The sequence below is a fragment of the Paenibacillus sp. N3/727 genome, assembly GCF_022637315.1.
Taxonomy (GTDB): domain Bacteria; phylum Bacillota; class Bacilli; order Paenibacillales; family Paenibacillaceae; genus Paenibacillus_AQ; species Paenibacillus_AQ uliginis.
The window spans coordinates 2,243,845-2,263,402 of sequence record NZ_CP093336.1; the positions used below are offsets into that span (position 1 = coordinate 2,243,845).

A 19,558-nucleotide genomic window follows, 5' to 3' on the forward strand; every position below is an offset into this window, starting at 1 on the left:
TTAGTAAGCAGCAGCAAATAACATGTATTCACACTGCATCACTGTCGCTGAAGGAAGTTATCAGAAAAACGGATTTTAAAAGAAAGGTGAGAAGTATGAATGTAGGACGAATTGTACATGTATTTAATGATAACTCTAGGAAAGAACCTTTTTCTAATCATGAGACTCGGACAATTGTAGTCAGTATTTTTTATCCTGCTGAAGTTGAAAACGCATATAATAATGAAACAAATTATGTGGAGTTATTTGAGCCATGTACAGAGAATGCACTCAGCGTTCTAAAAGACATGGGAGTCGACATTGACTATTTTAGAAGTATTAAAACACAAATACATAACAATGCTAAACCGAATCTAACTTTAAATAACTATCCAGTTGTTCTATATGCCCCGGCTTTTGGGGTTGTTAGGGATATGTACACCTATCACATACAACAATTGGTGGATTACGGGTTTATCGTAGTATCTATTGGTTCAACATATGAATCAATCTTTTCAATTTTTCCTGAGGGGCGTTTTGTTAAACAAGCGGAAAAAATATCGCAGATTAATGGTACAGATTTTCAATTTTGGAGAGAACTATTGGAGACAAGAATTGAAGATATTTTGTACGTGATGAATCACTTTGAGGAATTACAGTCTCAATTATCATCCAAACCATTTGATTTTGGAAACATTGGAATCGTGGGGCATTCGCTAGGTGGTGCTGCTGCTTTTGAAGCAGCTAGAAGAGGCACTAGAATCAAAGCAGGTGTAATGTTGGATGCTAGCTTCCACCTTTTGAACTTAAATGAGAATGTAAAGATAAATACACCTTTCTTAATTATGAGACAAGAAAAGTGTACGCATGATGAATTACGCAATGAATTTTCTGAAGGTATTATTACCCCCTTTGTTGATGGATTTGAAAGGCTTTATACTCTTTTGTCAGGCTATAAATCATTCGTTAAAGTTCAAGGAGCGCACCATATGACATTTAGTGATGTACCGATGCATTATAAAGAAGAGAAAATATCTGAGAAACATAAGACCATTAGCAATTATGCAACTAGTTTCTTAAGTGAGTTTATCCAAAACAAGACAGAGACTTATCAAAGTTTACTAGGTAGCATGCAATTTAATAAAATCGTTGAGATTAATAAAAAAGGAGAACCTATTTGATAGTGAACAGGAAGACGACATTACCTGTTTACATCGTATTCGCACTGCAATACTAACACTTCTGGGTTTGCCAGAGACATTTTGATGAAGCGGTAATTGTTAAGGCGGAGGTGTTTAAGAGCATGTTGAAGGCATCTCAAGATAGCACATAATCATATAACAACGATTTTTCGCTGCGATCTGAAATTCCTTGATCTACCTGAGGATCTTCGAGAAAAGGATTACCATTAACTATCAATTGTGATATCGTGAAATTAGTATAACTGTAAAATGGAGGCAGCAACCATGGTGACAATTGAGGATTTTATGAAATTAGATATACGTGTCGGTACTGTTATTAAAGCAGAGCCGTTCCCAGAAGCTCGAAAACCTGCAATAAAATTAGAAATCGATTTTGGTGAGATGGGGATTAAATGCTCTTCTGCTCAAATTACACAAAGATATGAACCAGAACAACTAATTGGACGTCAAGTAATCGCTGTAATGAATTTTCCTGTTAGACGTATCGCCGGTTTTAAATCGGAGGTGTTGGTCATCGGCGGTGTTCCTGCAGAGGGTGATGTGGTACTCCTAAAACCAGATGAACCTGTTAAAAACGGTACACCTATTGCATAAGACATTAGTGAATATTTAGTTTGGGCCAAGTGTTCGTAACACTTGGTCTTTATTACATAATTGTAAACGAGTTGATTTAATGGAACAAATGAATAATGAGAATCTTACATCATGGATTAATAAAATGGCAGGGTCAGCTGAGCAGGTCAGTTCGGTTTGTACAGGCTCACTTCTTAGTTAAAGCAAGCTTGTTAGAACAAGTGAGTGATTCAAAAAGATACAAAGGAGAGATTAAAATAATATTTTCAAAAGACTATATCTTTCAAAGATATGATACAGATAGAGAAAAGATTTCTGAGATGTTGATTGCCATGAGCAGAAATAATCGAACTTTTGAATCACTGAATGAAAGCGAGAGGACGCTCTCATTAGCTTGCAGGCTTGATGGAGAAGTTGGTAATGGTGGATTGTCACAGTACTTTTTAAATAGTGAAGGTGTATACATTGAAGAGACAATTAAATGTTTACAATCTCTTAATGCACATGAACATAGAAAAATATTTGATCAAGCTAGTACGGTATATTTATCAAATGAGGATGAAGAAACGAAATATAAATATTGGTCAGATTTAACTGAGCAGTATGATCGGATTGATTATAATTTAATATACAAGTTATTGATTGAATTTGTAAGAAACCATTGGAACGATTTTGAATAGTGATTTTTATGAAGAGGGAACATTTCAGCTCGGAATACAAGTGCTCAATCATGTGAAGTTAATAAAAATACGAAATTAGGAGGGGAGTTCAGTGCCAAGTCATGATGAAATATATAAGGATCTATCTTTTTCATATGAGGATATGGTTAGTCGGCAGCCTGATTTAACGGAGTATATTAAAGAAATTAGGTCATATAAAGGACTGGATGTTTTAGATCTGGGGGCCGGATCAGGAAGGCTTTCAAGCTTTATAGCCCTGGAAGCTAACTCACTAGTTTGTACAGATATCTCTGAATCCATGTTAGAGCTTTTAGACAAAAAATTAATTACTAATAGCTTGTCTCGTAATTGGACAACCGTTGTAGCAGATCATCGAAAGCTTCCAATCGACGATGCATCAATTGATTTCATTGTATCTGGTTGGAGCATTAGTTACTTAACTAACACGGGCAATATTGATTGGAAAGAGAACCTAGAGTTAATCGTTTCTGAACTTATGCGTGTCTTGAAACCTGCAGGGACACCCAATCCACCTAAGTTTTTAACAGAATATTATTCGCTTCTTGAGAGCAAATATGGTTTTTCACATCGCTGGATAAGGACAGATTATCAATTTGCAAATACAACAGAAGCTAAAGAAAATATGGAGTTTTTCTTTGGCTCGGATATTTCAAGAAAGATCGATGAAAACCAGTGGTCAACCGTACCTGAATGTGCAGGAATATGGTGGAAGCATGTGTGAACGTTGATCAGCCAGGGAGGATTATATGAAAATCTCAATTAGTTTGACTGACCAGTCTACAAAATTTATTGTAAACAACTTGTACCCGCTATACTTACATGATTTATCTGAAATATGGGAATGGAAACCGAATATATATGGTGTATATGAAGATGATGATACATTGACGTTGAATGAGCAAAACAAAGTTTTCGATGTCTGGTGGGAGAATCCATCTGTACTATTCCCGTATTTAGTTAGAGTAGATGATATCCCGGCAGGATTTGCGTTTGTAGCAACTCCGCCTTATACGCCTCATGGCAGTGAATTTTACATGAATGAGTTTTTTATGTTGAGGCCATTCCGTGGGAAAGGTATTGCTGAAGCTGCAGCGGTACAAGTATTTAATCGACATAAAGGGTCTTGGGAACTGCAAACCAACCCGACAGAAACCAATAAGAGAGCTCAATCATTTTGGAGAAAAACAATTCAGAATTATACTTCTGAATCACACCAAGAGGAGTTTGCCAATACAGAGAATGACGGATTCAAGATCATTTTTAAATTTAATAATAGTCAATTTATAGACACGTAGATATTAATATAAAGGTGTATTGCCATAGAGAACATCCTTGCGGAATCGCAGATGGTTCTCTATAATAGATAAACAACTTCATAACTGGATGAAGTTTACGGGAGACAGGCAACGGCTTGGCCGAAGGGGCAAAACTCTCAGGCGTTTGCATCATTCTCAAAGGATTGAAGCAAACAGGACCGTAGACGGACAGAACTCTGGAGAGACTCCACTGATGTGGGGCACCGAAGGGGCAAGACGTGTCAATACACGTTAAAACTCTCAGGTAAAAGGACAGGGATTGCAGATGTTATGCAACATTATTCGAATTTGTGATTATAATCACTTATCGTTTTATTTGCTTTTCTGCAAAAATGTCCCCAGAGTCAAATCTATCGATTTGACTCTTTTTTCGTGTCGTGAGACACATCGATATCGATACTGAAGAGGGGAAGAGGAATGTACATGTTAGAACAATGGTTAGACAGTGTGAATCATTTTGTATGGGGGCTGCCGCTTCTTGTATTGTTGGTGGGGACGGGGATATTTTTCACATTCCGCCTCGGTTTGCTACAAGTTTTTCGTCTGCCGCTGGCACTCAAGCTCATATTCACCGCAAAAAATGAAGGGCAAGGAGACGTAACTAGCTTTGGCGCGCTTGCTACCGCCCTGGCTGCCACCATTGGAACGGGGAACATTGTCGGTGTAGCGACGGCTATTCAAATGGGCGGCCCGGGAGCGCTGTTCTGGATGTGGATGGCTGCTTTTTTTGGCATGGCAACCAAATACGCCGAAGGTGTGCTGGCCGTAAAGTACCGGAAGATAGACGAGAATGGGCAAGTATCGGGTGGGCCGATGTATTATATTGAACAAGGCTTGGGTGTAAGATATAAACCGCTGGCTGTGTTTTTCGCTGTGAGTGGGGTATTGGTCGCATTTTTCGGGATTGGCACCTTCCCGCAAGTCAATGCCATTGTAACGTCTACGCAGTCAAGTTTGGGTATTCCAGTCGCTGCAACTGCAGCAGTAGTGACCGCTTTGACGGCATTGGTGACCGTTGGAGGGCTCAAGAATATTACAAGGGTGACCACGAAAGTTGTGCCCATCATGGCCATTGTCTATGTGGTAACAAGCTGCATCGTGCTTATTGCTTTCGCTGACAAGATTCCATACGCTCTGTCGCTCGTATTTCAGAGCGCGTTCAATCCGACTGCGGCAGGCGGCGGATTTCTCGGCGCTACTATTATGCTGGCTATTCGCAACGGCATTGCAAGAGGTGTATTTTCAAATGAATCCGGACTTGGCAGCGCGCCGATTGCGGCCGCTGCGGCCAAGGTGAAATGGCCTGCGGAGCAGGGGCTTGTGTCGATGACGGGCACTTTTATAGATACGATTATTATTTGCACACTGACCGGATTGACTCTGATTGTAACCGGTGCATGGAATGGGGCTGCGGAAGGAGCGGAAATGACACAAGCGGCGTTTGATGCGGCAATACCCTTTGGTTCCTTAATTCTTATGTTTTGCCTCATTTTATTTGCGTTTACGACGATTCTAGGCTGGAATTATTACGGCGAACGCTGCATCGTATACTTATTTGGCGTTAAATCAATCCTGCCTTACCGCATCGTGTTTATCGTTCTGGTCGGAGCGGGCGCGTTTATCAAGCTACAAGCGATCTGGCTGCTCGCGGATATTGTGAATGGACTGATGGCATTGCCGAACCTAGTTGCCCTGCTTGGTTTGTCTGGGGTGGTTGTGACTGAAACGCGTCTTTATCTACGGCATATGAAACAGCAATAATATTTGCTGAGATCATGATGGATTTTTCAAAACGGTATAGTCGTTTATGTGAAGAGTGAACAAGATATTGCATTTCCGCTTTTGGGCTTACGCCCCTTGCTCAACAGATGTATAATCAAGGAAGATGATCCAGACAACATGCGACCTGACCTAAGATAGGAGATATCTAAGGGCGGGTCGTCTTTTTTTAAATGGTGTGTCGTCAATATAAAGGTGGAAAGCTATGAAGAAAAAGACAAGAAGAATGATTATAGATAAAAAAGAATATGTATATGTTTTGAATCAAAAATATAACGAAAAACGAAGCCATATCATGCTAAAGGTATCTCTAAAAGATAAGAAAAATCTAACATTAACATTCTTTTTTAGCACCTGGGATGATCCTGTTACTGGAAGTCCATTATTAGTAGGCGTTGATTTGAAAAATAATGAAACAAATATCGTAGAAACTTTTAATTAGGTTTCCGAAAAGAATTTTCACACTTCAAGGAATGTGTAAGGCGTAGCCCAGTGAGTAAGTGGGAGATGAATTTAGACATTTTTGTGAGAATAGGGCAGTCATACAATATTACGGTTGAAGTTTGGAATCACGATAAAGACCATATTCATGTGATGTTCAAAGCACATCCCAATAGTGAATTGTCAAAATTCCTAAATGCGTATAAAAGTGCTAGTTCTCGATTGATAAAACGTGACTTTCCCATTGTTCGCAAAAAGCTTTGGAAGGAGATGTTTTGGTCAAGAAGTTTCTGTTTGATTACAACAGGCGGCGCATCCATAGAAACGATTAAACAGTATATTGAAAACCAGGGCAGAAAGTAGGTGTAGGTAATGTTAAAAGCATACAAGTATCGTATTTATCCGAATGCGGAACAGCGGATATTTTTCGCAAAAACATTTGGCTGTGTACGCTTTGTGTATAACAAAATGCTTGCTGATCGAATCAATTCTTATCAAGAATTTCAAAAAAGCGTGGATAAGTCCATCAAGTATCCTACACCGGCACAATACAAAACAGAATTTCCATTTCTCAAAGAAGTGGATAGCCTTGCTTTAGCTAATGCACAAATGAATCTAAATAAGGCATACGCTAATTTCTTTCGAGATAAATCTGTGGGATTCCCAAAGTTCAAAAGCAAGAAAGACAACCATAAGAGCTACACGACTAACAACCAAAAGGGAACGGTGAGCATTGGCGGTGGATACTTGAAGATTCCAAAGCTCAAGACGCTAATTAAGATCAATCAACATCGTCAATTCCAAGGGTTGATTAAATCTGTTACCGTTTCTCAAACACCGAGCAATAAGTATTTCATCTCTATCTTGGTCGAGGAGAATGAACAATTGTTCCCTAGGCTAGACACTAGTGTAGGGATAGATGTTGGACTCAAGGACTTTGCCATTCTGTCGAACGGATCGAAATATGAGAATCCAAAGTGGTTTCGCAAAGTTGAACAGCGTTTAGCCTTCTTGCAACGATCGCTGTCTCGTAAAAAGAAAGGCTCAGCAAACCGCAACAAGATGAGGCTTAAGGTTGCCAAGCTTCATGAAAAGATCAATAATCAGCGAAATGACTATCTCCATAAGGTAAGCCATGAGATCACAAACGACAACCAAGTAATGGTGATCGAAGACTTGCGTGTGAGGAATATGCTACAAAACCGCAAATTATCTAAAGCGATCAGCGAGGTATCTTGGGTAAAGTTCAGAACGATGCTTGAGTACAAAGCTCAATGGAAAGGTCGTGACATCATCGTTGCGCCTAAGAATTATGCGAGTAGTCAGCTTTGTTCAAACTGCGGATACCAAAACAAAGAAGTCAAAAACGTAAACTTGCGTGAATGGGATTGTCCATCTTGTAACGCACATCACGACAGAGACTTCAATGCAAGTCTGAATCTGCTTAAACTAGCCAACTAATTGGCATTGATCTTCGGGGCAGGAACTGCCCTTAGAGCTTGGTGAATTCATTTGGCTAATAGAAGCAAATGTTACCCAAGAAGCTCCCACTTCAACGAGCGTCAGTGAGTAAGTGGTGAGTAGTTCACTTTACATCATCCAAAAATATACGGCTTAAAAAATGGATGGACTGGAGAAAACGTAATCGAATTTCAAAATGGACTAGAAATTATGAGCGAAATGGGCTATGACATTGCTTGGCTTATTAGCTGAGTACTAATTAAGAGAATTTGGTGGTGTTTCCATGAAGGTATGGATAAAACATCAAGATCCAAACAACAAGTACGGAGCTAAGTTTACTTTAGGCGATAGAGATACACTTTTGCCTGAGACTGCGATTATTTCAGTAACACGGGGAGAAAGATTCAATATTTTCAGAATTATCATAAATGGAATTGTTAATGAATTTGTAATGAAACAACTAACTAAGAATGAAAAATTATTATATGCCGAACTCTCAGGACAACTTCAGGGTGGAATTGGTCAAACCGTTACCGTGTGGAAAGATGGGAGCTCGATGAATAATTTTAGAACCAAAGGAGCGCATAAATTTGCAACCCAATTTTTTGCATGGGTTTTTTATGGAGGTAAGGTGCAAGCCTATTTCTTAACCTGGAAAATTTCAAATCAGATTCCTATGGATCATGAAATCGAAGAAACGATTAAGAAATATGGTAGACATTTTGATGGAGGAAAACTGATCAGACAAGCTCAAAAACCTCCAAAATAACAAATTAATCGAAGGGAATGATCGTGAATTAAAGTAGGAGGAACAAAAGATGAAAGTCAAAGCAATTAATCATTTATGTTTTTCCGTTTCGAATTTAGAAACGTCCATTGATTTTTATACCCATGTGTTTGAAGCAAAGCTATTAGTAAAGGGAAGAAGGCTAGCTTATTTTGATTTAAACGGCTTATGGGTTGCCCTAAACCAAGAGGATATCGACCGGAGTCAGAATCAAAGGACATATACGCATATTGCCTTCACGATTGAAGAGAAAGACTTTGATCTATTATTAAATAGATTGAAAGATTTGCGTGTGGATATATTGCCAGGGAGAGATCGAGATGAAAAGGATAAAAAATCGATTTATTTCTTGGATCCTGATGGTCATATGTTTGAGTTTCATACAGGGCATCTAAAAGATCGGTTAGATTATTATAAGACCGATAAAGAGCATATGGAATTTCATGAATGATCAAGGCAATGTAGGTTCAGTATTCATACCTCAAAATCTAAATATCATGCTTCAAAGGAGTCGGTATAAATGTATTACAAACAACTATTTACAAGACTTAATATAGAAGTACCTAATGATTTCATAGAGATTTTGGAGTTACATAAAGAAAAACAAAACGCTAATGAGTTTGCATTAAGAGTAATGGATTCAGATGAGGTCATAGAACTTATTGAGTTTTTATCTGATATTGAAGTGTATCAAAATATAATCCCTTTATGGACTGATGACAACTCTAATTATGTCGGCGTTTTTTATCAATGCCCATTAAAGCACAGGGTTTGTTATATCGACCATGAAGAAACTGATATTTCACCAAGCTTCAGAAGTGTAAGCTCATTTATTCGTTCCATTGAACAAGATCCTGATCTTGATTGGAGAGAACTAAAAAAAGAGTACCCCGTAGAAACAGAAAGCAGCATTCAAGATCTTGAAGATGATCAGAAAAGCATTGATGAGTTAAACCATTTATTGAATTCCAATGATCTTGATGACGATCTCAGATGTCAGCTTCTTTTTTCAATTATGGCTTTAACACCAAAAATGCATCTCGATTCATTGGTCAAATATTTAGATGATGAGGATATGTACGTACAGGAAAGAGCTTGTGAAATTCTAGGATATCACAGATATATTCCAGCTAAAGATAAGTTAATTGAGGTTTCGGAATCTGGAATGCATAATGGGAAACAAGCAGCGAAAAGAGCTCTGTCAAGACTTCGAGGGTGAGGGTTCGTAAGGCTAATGAATTATCGCTAACAAACTGAATAAAAGGAGCTTGCTAAATGTCTGATTATTATTGGGACAAGCAGATCGAATATCTCAGAAAAACTCGTTGGTTATACTACAATGATGATTATCTGGACTTCTTGGTTAAGGGAGTTTGGAAGATCGACAAGCCTGTAAAAATCATTGATTATGGATGTGGCTACGGATTTCTAGGACTTAAGCTCCTTCCACTGCTACCTGAAGGGTCCACCTACACGGGGATTGACAAGGGTACTGACTTAATCAATCAAGCAAAAGAAATATTTCTAAACCTGCCTTATTCCACTGAATTTAAAGTAGTCGATATAGAAGAAATGGATGCCCAGCCAATGTATGACATAGCTATTTGTCATGCATTTTTATTACATATGACTGATTCTAGGAAAATTGTTCAAAAGATGATCGACCATGTCTTACATCACGGTAAAGTGATTTGTTTTGAACCTCATTGGATTGCAAATTCGTCGAATTATTATGTTGATGGTCTTGATCAGTCCCAATACATACGGTTAGGGATATTACAAAAATTGTTTGAAGAAGATTCTAGACGAAATGGTAAAGACGGAAACATCGGAATGCAACTGCCAGTCATCCTAAGTCAATTGGGATTAAACAATGTAGAGTGCAGAGTGAGCGATAGAGTTAACTTCTTAGACCAAAACATGGACTTAAAAAACAAGGAAAAACTTTTTGATTCTTTACGAGAAGAAGGGTTAGGAAAAGAACCTGAATGTTTGAAGGATACGTTAAATAACTTAATGAGTAGGGGATTAACACACCAAGAAGCCTCGGATCAGCATGCGGCTGAATTACTGTTTTCTAGAGAATTTGGACCTCAATCTTGGCTAACCTATGCTCCAAACATGAAAATATCTTTTGGAACAGTAAAGAGATAGGGAGAGTTGTACAAAAACACTCATAAACATCATGTAACATGGTTTTTACGCTGTCTTGCGGGCGATCTTAGGTTTGCCTGAGGATATTAGTGAAGGGATCAGGTATGACAATAATTTATAAAGAGCTTGTTCCTAGCGGAGAAGATTTTATTAAGCTGAAATATTGATGGTACAGCTTTTTGCAGCTAAAGGTAAAAATTCTTATTATAAGAAATTTGGTTTTGAGGATCGACTTGACGACGCACCAGGGATGAGATGGCAATATCGAAATATTTTTTGAAATGATGATCGGAGGTTTTTATTTTGCTAATTTCAAATATGAACCCTGAGAAATTAATGAAAGAACAAATTACCAAGTTGGTCTTTGGTGATGCTTCCGAAATGGATAATGGCACTCTTCATGGAGATTGTATATTTGTTTTTGGCGGGATGAATGTTGACAGAGTGTTGAAAGCGGTTGAGTTATATAAGAATGGTCGGGCACCGTTGATTTTGTTTACTGGGGGAGATAGATTCGGTCAAAGAACCCTCCATGAGTCTATATTTATGCGGGATGAGGCCATTAAACTTGGAGTGCCTGCTGAATCAATCCTTATAGAACAAGTATCAAACCATACTAAAGAGAATATTTTGGCTTCACTTATGGTACTTGATCGTGCTGTAGGATTAGAAAAAATAAATCGTTTATTGTTAGTTAGCGCTCCAGGGCATATGCGTCGATGTCTTTTAATGTTAAAGACGTTTATGCCTCCATGGTATGAATATGTATGGTGTCCAGATGATCGGAAGTTAGGACAGGCAAACAGCTGGTGGACAGATACAACAGAAGAAAAGAGAGTAAGGGACGAACTGTATAAAGTTATTTACGGTGTGAAGGGGAAATATTTTGAGGATGCAGAAGTTGATATATAAGAGTTGGTAACTACTTTAGAAAGAAATCGAGGAGCACACTATGGATAACAATTTAGCAAAAGAAATCTATAAGATAGCGCATTTAACAGGATCTTTCACTCTTAGATCTGGCCAAATCTCGAATGAATATTTCGATAAGTATTTGTTTGAATCCAATCCTACAGTGTTATCTAAAGTGGCTGATCAATTAGCTTTATTGATACCAGATGGTATCGAAGTGCTGGCAGGGCTTGAAATGGGCGGAATACCAATAGCTACGGCTCTTTCCTTGAAATCTAACATACCAGCTGCATTTGTGAGAAAGAAAGCTAAGGAATATGGAACATGCAAGTTAGCTGAAGGAACTAACATAGAAGGTAAGAGAATTTGCATTATTGAAGATGTTGTAACAACTGGAGGACAAGTCATACTAAGTGCCAATGACTTACGGAGTGCAGGAGCCATAGTTGAAGATATTATATGCGTAATTGAACGAAATCTGGAAGGAAGAAGGAACTTAGAAGAGATCGGACTTAAAGTACACTCACTTTTCAAAATGGAAGAATTAATCGCTGCTGGGAAGTCGTGATATCGCCTAACAAAGTTTTGACACGATAATGACCAAGACGATATTTAAAATAAAATGAGGTAAATCCAATGGAAATAAAGAAGCTATTCGATCTGTCAATTGAAGAATTGAACTCTCTTGGGATATTCGCTGGGGCTTTATTTAGATAACAAGCTAGCAGCGATTGCAATCTCCGAACCACAATTGTGGAATAACACGTTATTGCTGTGGTATTTTCAGGTTCACGAGAACCATAGAAGAAAATTCTATGGAAGTATACTAATGAATAAAATGATTGATTTAGCTAAAGAGAATGGATTCCGAGCTGTTACACTGGAAACACAGAACACGAATGCGCCCGCAATACATTTTTATAAACAATGTGGCTTTATGATTGAAGGAGTCGACTTATCTTTTTATACAAATCTAGATAACGGTAATGAGGAAATCGCATTGTTTATGAGAAAGAAATTAGATGAAGAGTAACTAATAGATTAGATGTGAAAAATAACGAGGATGAGTAAAAGATGATTCCATGGTATGAACTAAATGAAGTTCATGATGACTTTATTAAATTTGTTATTTTGATTGGTAAATTTAACGACCAATTGATCATTATAAGAAATAAAAAACGGGGCGGTTGGGAAATTCCTGGTGGTAATAGAGAACCTGGTGAAACATTACTACTTACTGCAAGTAGAGAACTGTATGAAGAAACAGGCGCGACTAGATTTGATTTAGAGGCATTTGGAATCACGATGTGGAATGGGAATCACGGCATGGTATTTTTTGCGGAAATTCGTCATATGATCGACCTACCTAATTATGAAATTGATGAAATTAAATTCGTCGATCAATTACCAGAAAGGCTGAATTTTGGAGAGATGTTTTATACCGCATTAAACAAGTGGAATGAATACAATCGGAAGAACACACAGGAACACAGTGTTGATATTAAAGACTTATTCGACAACGTGGGGATGATCAGAAATGTTTAAATATGAAATAGACGATTCTATTTTTTTGTCATTATTTGAGATCAAGGATGCAGAAAAATTATATGACTTAATCGATCGAAATCGGACTCACCTTGGTGAGTGACTGAAGTTTCCGAGTGTTACTTTACAAGCGGATGATTCTAAAGCTTTTATTGAGAGAACACGTATGCGATATGCTCAAGATGAAGGGTACTGGTTAGGAATATGGAATAACAACGAATTAGTGGGTTCTATAGGCTATTTATATATAGATCGAGAGAATGAAAAAACGGAAATTGGATATTGGCTAGGTAAAGAATATGAGGGCAAAGGAATTATTTTTAATTCTGTAAAAGTGCTAATCCATTATGCTTTTGATGAGCTTAAGTTGAATAAAGTTGAAATAGGAGTCGCTACAGAGAACATGAAGAGCCGTGCTATTCCAGAAAAGCTCGGATTCAAACATGAAGGTGAACTAAGAGATTATGAATATATTAATGGAAGGTTTCTTAATAGAATTATTTATGGATTAAAAGCGGAGGAATGGAGCTGACCATTCCTTGAAAGGACTATGAAGATGACAGTAGAAGCCGTGATCTTTGACTTGGACAATACACTTGTTAATCGAAAGCATGCTTTCATGAAATATTCGGAATGGTTTATTGATCAGTTTGTAATAATCACTGACATATTACATAAAAATGAAGTTCTTGAGTATATACGAGTAGCAGACCGTGATGGCTATCGTAAAAAACATGAGCTCTATGAAGAACTGTTAACTACTTTGCCAATGAAAAATTCTGAAATAACTGTTAAAGATTTATTGGAACCATGGTTTTCTGAATTTTATAAACATACAGTTCTTATGGACGGAGCTTTTGAAATACTAGATTACTTAAAACAAATGGATATAAAGCTTGGCTTAATTACAAATGGTTCTGTACACACTCAAAACTCAAAAATAGATCAAGTTATGTTAAGAAGCTATTTTGATACGATTATAGTATCGGATGAAGTAAAGCTGAAGAAACCAGATAAACGGATATTTGAACTTGCACTTGAAAGATTGAACGTCAATCCCCGAGAAAGTTGGTATGTTGGTGACCATCCGATTAATGATATTCAGGGGGCGGTAGATGCTGGATTAAATGCCATCTGGTTAAAGGGTTTCATGGATTGGGGAGAAAATATTGAAGAGCCTAAATATATAATCGATCACTTAAATGTAATAAAAGAGGTTTTGGAAGAGGTCAGTCATAAACAATGATCGTATGAACCGTTGGTGTGAAACGGATTGACGAAGAAGCTGCCTATGGTTGCAGCTTTTTTGCCGTTCTTCGAATGGAATGGATACCTTCGTTCATCAACTAATATGATGGACATAAGACCCAGTCACTCCTTTTTTGGACACCTTAAATATTGAAGGATGAATATAGACAGCCCTGAAAAATGGGATTTTAATCATGGGAAGCGGCAGTTGATTGATCTAGTTTTAAATGGAGCTAGAAATTATTGAACAAAAGGAAGGCGAATCCAATGAGTAACCATGTATTGCTCTTCCGGGAAATTGATCAAAGTTCCTTACCGCAGGTTGGGGGAAAGGGCGCTAATCTTGGCGAAATGACAAAGGCCGGTTTTCCAGTGCCACAAGGCTTTTGTATAACCACTTCTGCTTATTGTGCTTTCATTCAGACAAGTGAGAAGATGGATCATTTTTTTCGTTTGCTGGATCAAGTTTCTTATGAGAATCTGGACGAAATTCGCGTATTAGGTCAACAAATCAGAGCGCATCTGAAGGAACTTCCAATTCCGGAATCCATACAAGCTTCCATCTTGAAGGCGTGGGGGCAGCTAGGTACAGACAAAGCCTATGCTGTTCGTTCCAGTGCGACTGCGGAAGATTTACCAGGTGCTTCTTTTGCCGGGCAGCAGGAAACTTATCTGAATGTTAAGGGGAAAGAGCAGTTTCTGGAATCAGTGAGATGTTGCTGGGCTTCGCTGTTTACCGATAGAGCGATCGTTTACCGTTCAAAAAATGGATTTGACCATAGATCTGTGCTGCTGTCTGTTGTCGTACAGGAGATGATTTTCCCAGAGGTTTCAGGCATCATGTTTACGGCTGATCCAATAACCGGAAATCGCAATATGGTATCCGTGGATGCGAGCTTCGGACTGGGTGAAGCACTCGTATCAGGGATCGTGTCCGCTGATTTATATCAAGTACATAAAGGAGCTATTGTCCAAAAGAAAATTGCAACCAAGAAAGTGGCTATCTACTCCAGTCCAGCTGGTGGTACGGTGACGGAGGAACTTCCCAGAGAAAAGCAGGATCTTCAGGCTTTGGGTGATGCAGACATCATCGAGCTTGCAGAGCTGGGAAAGCAGATTGAGAGACACTATGGCTCTGAACAAGATATCGAGTGGTGCTGGTATGACCAGCAATTTTACATTGTGCAAAGCCGTCCGATTACATCGCTTTATCCGGTTCCTAAAGTTTCGGATGAACATTTGCATTTGTTCTTTTCTTTTGGTCATCAGCAGATGATGCCTGCTGTTCTAAGTCCAATGGCCAGATCCATCTGGCGTACCATGTTCCCTTTTGGAAAATCGTCTGTCATCTCAGAATCAAAGTATATGCTCGAAGCGGGAGGAAGACTGTATATCGATCTAACCTCGCTGTTGCAAATTAAACAGGCCCGAAAAATGGTACCGCTATTGTTACGCGAGGTTGATGAGCTTATTGGGAGTGCGTTCCGGGAATTTGTTCAACGACCGGATTTTATACAAAATCGAGTCGACCCAGGCGTAAAAAAGAAAGTTAAAAAGACGTTATTCCCGATTGCCGGAAATGTATTGAAAAATATTTTGATAAGAAATCCGGTTGAAGCCATGCCGAGAGCTCAAAAAATAACTCAGGGCTATTTGCAGGAATGTCAGGCTTATATCCGTAATGCCTCTGGCGCTGAACGTATTGCAAGAATTCAGGAAAGTTGCGGCAGCTTTGTGTTACCGCTTTTTACGAATGTAGCGACTTTGGTGGCGCCAGGAATGATTGCCATGAAAAGAATTCAGTACTTGTCGCAAAAATGGCTAGGGGATGACCATAGCGTAAGTCTGTTAAACAAATCCTTACCCGGCAATGTGACGTCGGAAATGGGTCTCCGGATTGGGGATCTGGCAGACATCGTCCGGCAGGATCCTGATATTGCGGATTATCTCAAAATAGCGACAGCTGATCGTTTTTACGAAGGTCTTAGAGAAGCAGATAAGAAGGGAGTTTTCTCCAAAAAGTTTAAACACTTTATGGAGGAATACGGTATGAGATGCCCCGGGGAAATTGATGTGCAAAATGTGAGATGGAAGGATGATCCGACTTTACTTATCCCTTCTATTCTAAATCAACTTCATGGTCTCAGGCAGGGAGAGCATCGAGCACGCTTTAATGCGGGGATGATTGAAGCAGAAGAAACAGCTAGGGATATCATAGCCAAGCTTCGTAAAACTCCTGGAGGACTTATGAAAGCGAAGATTATGACAAGGTGGATTCGTATTTTCCGGAACGTGATGGGGCTGCGTGAATGGCCTAAATATACGATGGTGCAGTATCTCGAAATATTTCGAACTGCCATGTTGGAAGAAGGACAGAGGCTTGTAAACGGAGGGGTCTTGAAGCTGCCATCCGACGTGTTTTATCTGACACTTTCCGAGCTCTTCAATCTTGTAAAGGGCGATGAACATGTAGATGCTCAAAAAATAGTGGAATCAAGAATGAGGCAAATGGAGCAGGACCAAAAACGTACACCTCCACGAGTGATTACAAGCGAAGGGGAAATCATTACAGGGAAGCGGAGCAATGCGAATGCACCGGAAGGGGCACTTCTTGGAACACCTGTATCTGCTGGCATTGTCGAAGGCTATGCCAAGGTTGTACTAAAGGCGGACGAAGCAAACCTGAGCCCGGGCGAGATCTTAATTGCCCCATTTACGGATCCGGGATGGACACCGCTCTTTAACGCGTCCAAAGGGTTGGTTATGGAGGTTGGGGGAATGATGACGCATGGTGCTGTTATAGCCAGAGAATACGGTATTCCCGCCGTGGTAGGCATCGATAACGCAACTGAATTAGTGAAGGATGGGGATTGGATTAGAGTTAACGGGACCGAAGGCTATATTGAGATCCTTAAAAGGAATGGAGAATAAGTAGAAGTATTGCGATCTAGGCAGGCCACTCAAGGATTTATCCTGGGGGGCCTGCTTATTTTTGTGGTTCACGGGCCGCTTTCTCCCTCAGCGGCTTGTCCTTTGGTTGTTATATTTAGCTTCTGGTTAGGTTAGACAAAGTGCATTCATTGCTTCGGTGGTGTGAGCGGGCTTACATAAATTAGTTGAGTTTGTACCTACAGAGCGATAGCTTGTCGCTTAATCGGTCTACGTCCATTATTTCGTTAACGATGACAAGGTTTTTCGATATTTTTCTTTTTGATCCACGGTATTTTGAAACTATATCTTCGTAAATTGCTTCCTAAAATTGTGACGTAACTTTAACAGTTCTACTGGTTTATGGAGGAGATATGCACAAAGTAGCGGAGAGGACGAAGCGATTCCGGAAAAACGAAGTGGTAAAAGCTTTCCAAAGGAAAGCTACTTCGGAAGCATACGCGCCTTTGTCCCCGAAATTCTTCCGTTAAGGAATAATTAAAGAAATTCGGGGGCAAGAGCGATTGTAGGAACGATTCGTACTCGTAGCGTCTCATAACAGAATAATTTCATTAACGATGAATATCGAGAGGTTCTATTTAGTTTATTTGGGTTTAATAAAACGCAAAAATAGTTTATTTAAGTTCAAAATATGGTTTATTTGATTGCCAAATGAACGAAAAACCTGCAAAATAGAAGCTAGGTATAGTATTTAAAAGAAGGGACGTGGAGACATGATACATACACAAGGCTTGAAAAGTCCTTATCAAAAGCGGCAGGCTGAAATCATCAGTCTAATCGCCCATAACGCGGAAAGCAGAACACTTCTGGAGGGCAGCTTGTGGTTTCACAACGATGTCAGAAATAACTTTTATTATGCTTCCTATTTATTTGCAGCCGCTATAGATCCGGATCTTCCTGTGGAGTTTGATAGAGAGCGGGCCAAGGGAACAGCAGAGCGAGTGTTGCTCGAAGTACTTTCTCTGCAAAATCAGCAGCTTGGAACGAAGTTGTACGGTCACTGGCCGCTCGGGCTTCATCCCGTTCCGCAAGACGCGCCTCTGAATGAACTCCCTGTTGAAATTATGGGTTCATTGATGGCTTATTTTTGCAAGGAATATGGTGCTCATTTCAGCGTACAGCTGAAAACGGCCTTCGACCACACACTAGAGCATGTTTATAACAGTGGTTTCTTCCGAAAGCCTGTGGTTTATTACAACCACCACGAAGCAAAATATACGGCGGCGAAGCTTATTTTCGGGACGTTGTTTGATGATCAGGATTTAAGAGAAGACGGCCTGAACAGCTTGAAGACAACCCTTCAATATATAAAAAGCAACGGCATGCCTGAATATGGAGCTCTCCCTTGGTTCTGGCATTGGGTGCAAGCATTCACCTGCGCACTTGAAATAACGGGCGACAGTGACGTAGAGTTGAAGGATTTGTTATGTGAAATGCTGGATTATCTGTGGAATGAGCGCGCATCGTTTTATTTGAAAGGAGCTTGGTTTGGTGCGCATTCCCGTGGTTGGCCGCATGATATTCCGGGAGATGGCAACGTACTGCATGATTATATCCAGTTCGGGGATTTTGTGCTGCCAAAGGAAATGCCGCGTACGGAATATGCCGGTTTTTTGTTCTACGAGGCTCCAGAAAGTGCACGAGCTAGTGCATTGAACAGACGAGAACCGATTGAGGTGAAAAAGCTAACGCATAAGATAGTCCCCGGCGCTTCGGATTTCCCTAAACTCCACAGCTACGCCTATGTGACAGCGGATTATGCTGCAGGAGGTATATGGGAGCGGGTAGATGAATTTGATAATGAGCAGTTAAGATGGAGCTTCTCACTTCCGGTGTCGGGAGAAGATGAGGCCAACCAATTGTTCTTTTTCCATCCGGGTGACTACTATTATGAGGGTGATCCGAGACATCAAAGTGGGCATATGGAAGTGCTATATCATCGGAATGTGATTATGGCGCTTTTTCCAGTTTCGAGTGAAGATCAAGATAACCTTGTTGGCGTGCTTCCGAAGGGAAAATGGATTATGCATGATCGGTCCTTGTTCGGACAAGCGAGTGGAGTTTATTTTGCCATATATCTTTCTGTTCCTTATGAGCTTATACAGAGAAATAAATATATCGAAGTGGCAGCTAAGGGCTTGCCGGGCGGAGTTGTAGTAGAAGCAATCCGATCTGCTGAAGCAGAGGAACAAGGGATTCTGGGGCTGGAGCAGTTTGCAGATGTGATGAAGGAACGAAGCCCTGAGTTTAATAGTTCTTCGACGGTGAAGGCTACCTATACAAGCTGGGTCGGAAATCATAAGCTCATATGTACTGCGGAAAGTGAAACAACGAGTGCAGAGGTTGACGGGGAAGCTGTTTCTTTTGAGAATTACACTGTGTAGAGTGTATATGACTAAGCAAATCTGGGTTTGATCATATCGACTTCGTGAAAAAAATCGAGATGGGATCTATTCCGTCTCGATTTTTTATATTAAGGTGCGTAAAAGCGCTCATATACCAAAGCCATGA

At 39.6% G+C, this 19,558-nt stretch carries 21 protein-coding genes, 1 pseudogene and 1 riboswitch; of the genes and pseudogenes, 21 read left to right on the forward strand and 1 reads right to left on the reverse strand.

The annotated features are described in order from the left end of the window. Positions 1-95: 95 nt before the first annotated feature. From MNQ98_RS09895 to MNQ98_RS09985, 19 genes and pseudogenes are all read left to right on the forward strand, one after another. Entirely contained in the window at positions 96-1,160 is a 1,065-nt protein-coding gene (locus MNQ98_RS09895; RefSeq protein WP_241933015.1) for an alpha/beta hydrolase family protein, read from the forward strand. A 285-nt stretch (positions 1,161-1,445) separates the two neighbouring features. Beyond that, complete coding sequence (csaA, locus tag MNQ98_RS09900) at positions 1,446-1,775, forward strand: chaperone CsaA (RefSeq protein WP_241933016.1); 330 nt, start codon at positions 1,446-1,448, stop codon at positions 1,773-1,775. Between the two features lie 95 nt (positions 1,776-1,870). Continuing rightward, positions 1,871-2,434 (forward strand): DMP19 family protein, encoded by a 564-nt coding sequence (locus MNQ98_RS09905; RefSeq protein ID WP_241933017.1) that lies wholly within the window; start codon positions 1,871-1,873, stop codon positions 2,432-2,434. Between the two features lie 91 nt (positions 2,435-2,525). Further along, a complete protein-coding gene (locus MNQ98_RS09910; RefSeq protein ID WP_241933018.1) occupies positions 2,526-3,176 on the forward strand; it encodes a class I SAM-dependent methyltransferase in 651 nt (216 codons plus the stop codon). Positions 3,177-3,201: 25 nt separating this feature from the next. Then, positions 3,202-3,750: a GNAT family N-acetyltransferase gene (locus tag MNQ98_RS09915; protein WP_241933019.1), complete on the forward strand. Its 549-nt coding sequence runs from the start codon at positions 3,202-3,204 to the stop codon at positions 3,748-3,750. Between the two features lie 187 nt (positions 3,751-3,937). Further along, positions 3,938-4,037, forward strand: a riboswitch (glycine riboswitch). Between the two features lie 151 nt (positions 4,038-4,188). Beyond that, positions 4,189-5,532 (forward strand): alanine/glycine:cation symporter family protein, encoded by a 1,344-nt coding sequence (locus MNQ98_RS09920; protein ID WP_241933020.1) that lies wholly within the window; start codon positions 4,189-4,191, stop codon positions 5,530-5,532. Between the two features lie 223 nt (positions 5,533-5,755). Continuing rightward, positions 5,756-5,992 (forward strand): hypothetical protein, encoded by a 237-nt coding sequence (locus MNQ98_RS09925; RefSeq protein WP_241933021.1) that lies wholly within the window; start codon positions 5,756-5,758, stop codon positions 5,990-5,992. Between the two features lie 74 nt (positions 5,993-6,066). Next, positions 6,067-6,354: pseudogene (gene tnpA / locus MNQ98_RS09930) on the forward strand (IS200/IS605 family transposase); the annotation flags it as partial. A gap of 9 nt (positions 6,355-6,363) precedes the next feature. Further along, the gene (gene tnpB / locus MNQ98_RS09935) at positions 6,364-7,452 is read left to right on the forward strand and encodes an IS200/IS605 family element RNA-guided endonuclease TnpB (RefSeq protein WP_241933022.1); all 1,089 of its coding nucleotides are present in this window, start codon (positions 6,364-6,366) and stop codon (positions 7,450-7,452) included. A 283-nt stretch (positions 7,453-7,735) separates the two neighbouring features. Further along, on the forward strand, positions 7,736-8,221 hold the full coding sequence (locus tag MNQ98_RS09940; RefSeq protein ID WP_241933023.1) for a hypothetical protein: 486 nt from the start codon (positions 7,736-7,738) through the stop codon (positions 8,219-8,221). A 49-nt stretch (positions 8,222-8,270) separates the two neighbouring features. Further along, positions 8,271-8,690, forward strand: coding sequence for a metallothiol transferase FosB (fosB, locus tag MNQ98_RS09945; RefSeq protein ID WP_241933024.1), 420 nt, complete (start codon positions 8,271-8,273; stop codon positions 8,688-8,690). 69 nt (positions 8,691-8,759) lie between these two features. After that, on the forward strand, positions 8,760-9,458 hold the full coding sequence (locus MNQ98_RS09950) for a HEAT repeat domain-containing protein (protein WP_241933025.1): 699 nt from the start codon (positions 8,760-8,762) through the stop codon (positions 9,456-9,458). 56 nt (positions 9,459-9,514) lie between these two features. After that, entirely contained in the window at positions 9,515-10,393 is an 879-nt protein-coding gene (locus MNQ98_RS09955; protein WP_241933026.1) for a class I SAM-dependent methyltransferase, read from the forward strand. A 303-nt stretch (positions 10,394-10,696) separates the two neighbouring features. Then, the gene (locus MNQ98_RS09960) at positions 10,697-11,305 is read left to right on the forward strand and encodes a YdcF family protein (RefSeq protein WP_241933027.1); all 609 of its coding nucleotides are present in this window, start codon (positions 10,697-10,699) and stop codon (positions 11,303-11,305) included. Positions 11,306-11,345: 40 nt separating this feature from the next. Beyond that, the gene (gene pyrE / locus MNQ98_RS09965) at positions 11,346-11,873 is read left to right on the forward strand and encodes an orotate phosphoribosyltransferase (RefSeq protein WP_241933028.1); all 528 of its coding nucleotides are present in this window, start codon (positions 11,346-11,348) and stop codon (positions 11,871-11,873) included. Between the two features lie 183 nt (positions 11,874-12,056). Beyond that, positions 12,057-12,338 carry a GNAT family N-acetyltransferase gene (locus MNQ98_RS09970; RefSeq protein WP_241933889.1) on the forward strand — a complete coding sequence of 94 codons (282 nt, stop codon included), beginning with the start codon at positions 12,057-12,059 and terminating at the stop codon, positions 12,336-12,338. Positions 12,339-12,379: 41 nt separating this feature from the next. Continuing rightward, a complete protein-coding gene (locus MNQ98_RS09975; protein WP_241933029.1) occupies positions 12,380-12,850 on the forward strand; it encodes an NUDIX domain-containing protein in 471 nt (156 codons plus the stop codon). Between the two features lie 166 nt (positions 12,851-13,016). Beyond that, positions 13,017-13,382 (forward strand): GNAT family N-acetyltransferase, encoded by a 366-nt coding sequence (locus tag MNQ98_RS09980; protein WP_347272247.1) that lies wholly within the window; start codon positions 13,017-13,019, stop codon positions 13,380-13,382. A gap of 24 nt (positions 13,383-13,406) precedes the next feature. Further along, positions 13,407-14,096 carry an HAD family hydrolase gene (locus MNQ98_RS09985; protein ID WP_241933030.1) on the forward strand — a complete coding sequence of 230 codons (690 nt, stop codon included), beginning with the start codon at positions 13,407-13,409 and terminating at the stop codon, positions 14,094-14,096. Here the strand turns inward: MNQ98_RS09985 and MNQ98_RS29615 are convergent. After that, positions 14,084-14,212 (reverse strand): hypothetical protein, encoded by a 129-nt coding sequence (locus MNQ98_RS29615; RefSeq protein WP_277883737.1) that lies wholly within the window; start codon positions 14,210-14,212, stop codon positions 14,084-14,086. The genes MNQ98_RS09985 and MNQ98_RS29615 overlap by 13 nt on opposite strands. A gap of 153 nt (positions 14,213-14,365) precedes the next feature. On the opposite strand from MNQ98_RS29615, the gene MNQ98_RS09990 reads away from it, so the two are divergent. Together MNQ98_RS09990 and MNQ98_RS09995 are read left to right on the forward strand one after the other, a co-directional pair. Continuing rightward, positions 14,366-17,029, forward strand: coding sequence for a phosphoenolpyruvate synthase (locus tag MNQ98_RS09990; RefSeq protein ID WP_241933031.1), 2,664 nt, complete (start codon positions 14,366-14,368; stop codon positions 17,027-17,029). 731 nt (positions 17,030-17,760) lie between these two features. After that, a complete protein-coding gene (locus MNQ98_RS09995; RefSeq protein ID WP_241933032.1) occupies positions 17,761-19,431 on the forward strand; it encodes a hypothetical protein in 1,671 nt (556 codons plus the stop codon). Positions 19,432-19,558 lie beyond the last annotated feature (127 nt).

Excerpts from the sequence above, each read along its gene's own strand:
- MNQ98_RS09940 (WP_241933023.1), top strand. The coding sequence starts at position 7,736 with ATGAAGGTATGGATAAAACATCAAGATCCAAACAACAAGTACGGAGCT.
- fosB (WP_241933024.1), top strand. The coding sequence starts at position 8,271 with ATGAAAGTCAAAGCAATTAATCATTTATGTTTTTCCGTTTCGAATTTA.
- MNQ98_RS09915 (WP_241933019.1), top strand. The coding sequence starts at position 3,202 with ATGAAAATCTCAATTAGTTTGACTGACCAGTCTACAAAATTTATTGTA.
- MNQ98_RS09895 (WP_241933015.1), top strand. The coding sequence starts at position 96 with ATGAATGTAGGACGAATTGTACATGTATTTAATGATAACTCTAGGAAA.
- MNQ98_RS09920 (WP_241933020.1), top strand. The coding sequence starts at position 4,189 with ATGTACATGTTAGAACAATGGTTAGACAGTGTGAATCATTTTGTATGG.
- MNQ98_RS29615 (WP_277883737.1), bottom strand. The coding sequence starts at position 14,212 with ATGTCCATCATATTAGTTGATGAACGAAGGTATCCATTCCATTCGAAG.
- MNQ98_RS09980 (WP_347272247.1), top strand. The coding sequence starts at position 13,017 with ATGCGATATGCTCAAGATGAAGGGTACTGGTTAGGAATATGGAATAAC.
- MNQ98_RS09985 (WP_241933030.1), top strand. The coding sequence starts at position 13,407 with ATGACAGTAGAAGCCGTGATCTTTGACTTGGACAATACACTTGTTAAT.
- MNQ98_RS09955 (WP_241933026.1), top strand. The coding sequence starts at position 9,515 with ATGTCTGATTATTATTGGGACAAGCAGATCGAATATCTCAGAAAAACT.
- MNQ98_RS09995 (WP_241933032.1), top strand. The coding sequence starts at position 17,761 with ATGATACATACACAAGGCTTGAAAAGTCCTTATCAAAAGCGGCAGGCT.
- MNQ98_RS09950 (WP_241933025.1), top strand. The coding sequence starts at position 8,760 with ATGTATTACAAACAACTATTTACAAGACTTAATATAGAAGTACCTAAT.
- tnpB (WP_241933022.1), top strand. The coding sequence starts at position 6,364 with ATGTTAAAAGCATACAAGTATCGTATTTATCCGAATGCGGAACAGCGG.
- MNQ98_RS09975 (WP_241933029.1), top strand. The coding sequence starts at position 12,380 with ATGATTCCATGGTATGAACTAAATGAAGTTCATGATGACTTTATTAAA.
- pyrE (WP_241933028.1), top strand. The coding sequence starts at position 11,346 with ATGGATAACAATTTAGCAAAAGAAATCTATAAGATAGCGCATTTAACA.
- csaA (WP_241933016.1), top strand. The coding sequence starts at position 1,446 with ATGGTGACAATTGAGGATTTTATGAAATTAGATATACGTGTCGGTACT.
- MNQ98_RS09905 (WP_241933017.1), top strand. The coding sequence starts at position 1,871 with ATGAGAATCTTACATCATGGATTAATAAAATGGCAGGGTCAGCTGAGC.
- MNQ98_RS09925 (WP_241933021.1), top strand. The coding sequence starts at position 5,756 with ATGAAGAAAAAGACAAGAAGAATGATTATAGATAAAAAAGAATATGTA.
- MNQ98_RS09990 (WP_241933031.1), top strand. The coding sequence starts at position 14,366 with ATGAGTAACCATGTATTGCTCTTCCGGGAAATTGATCAAAGTTCCTTA.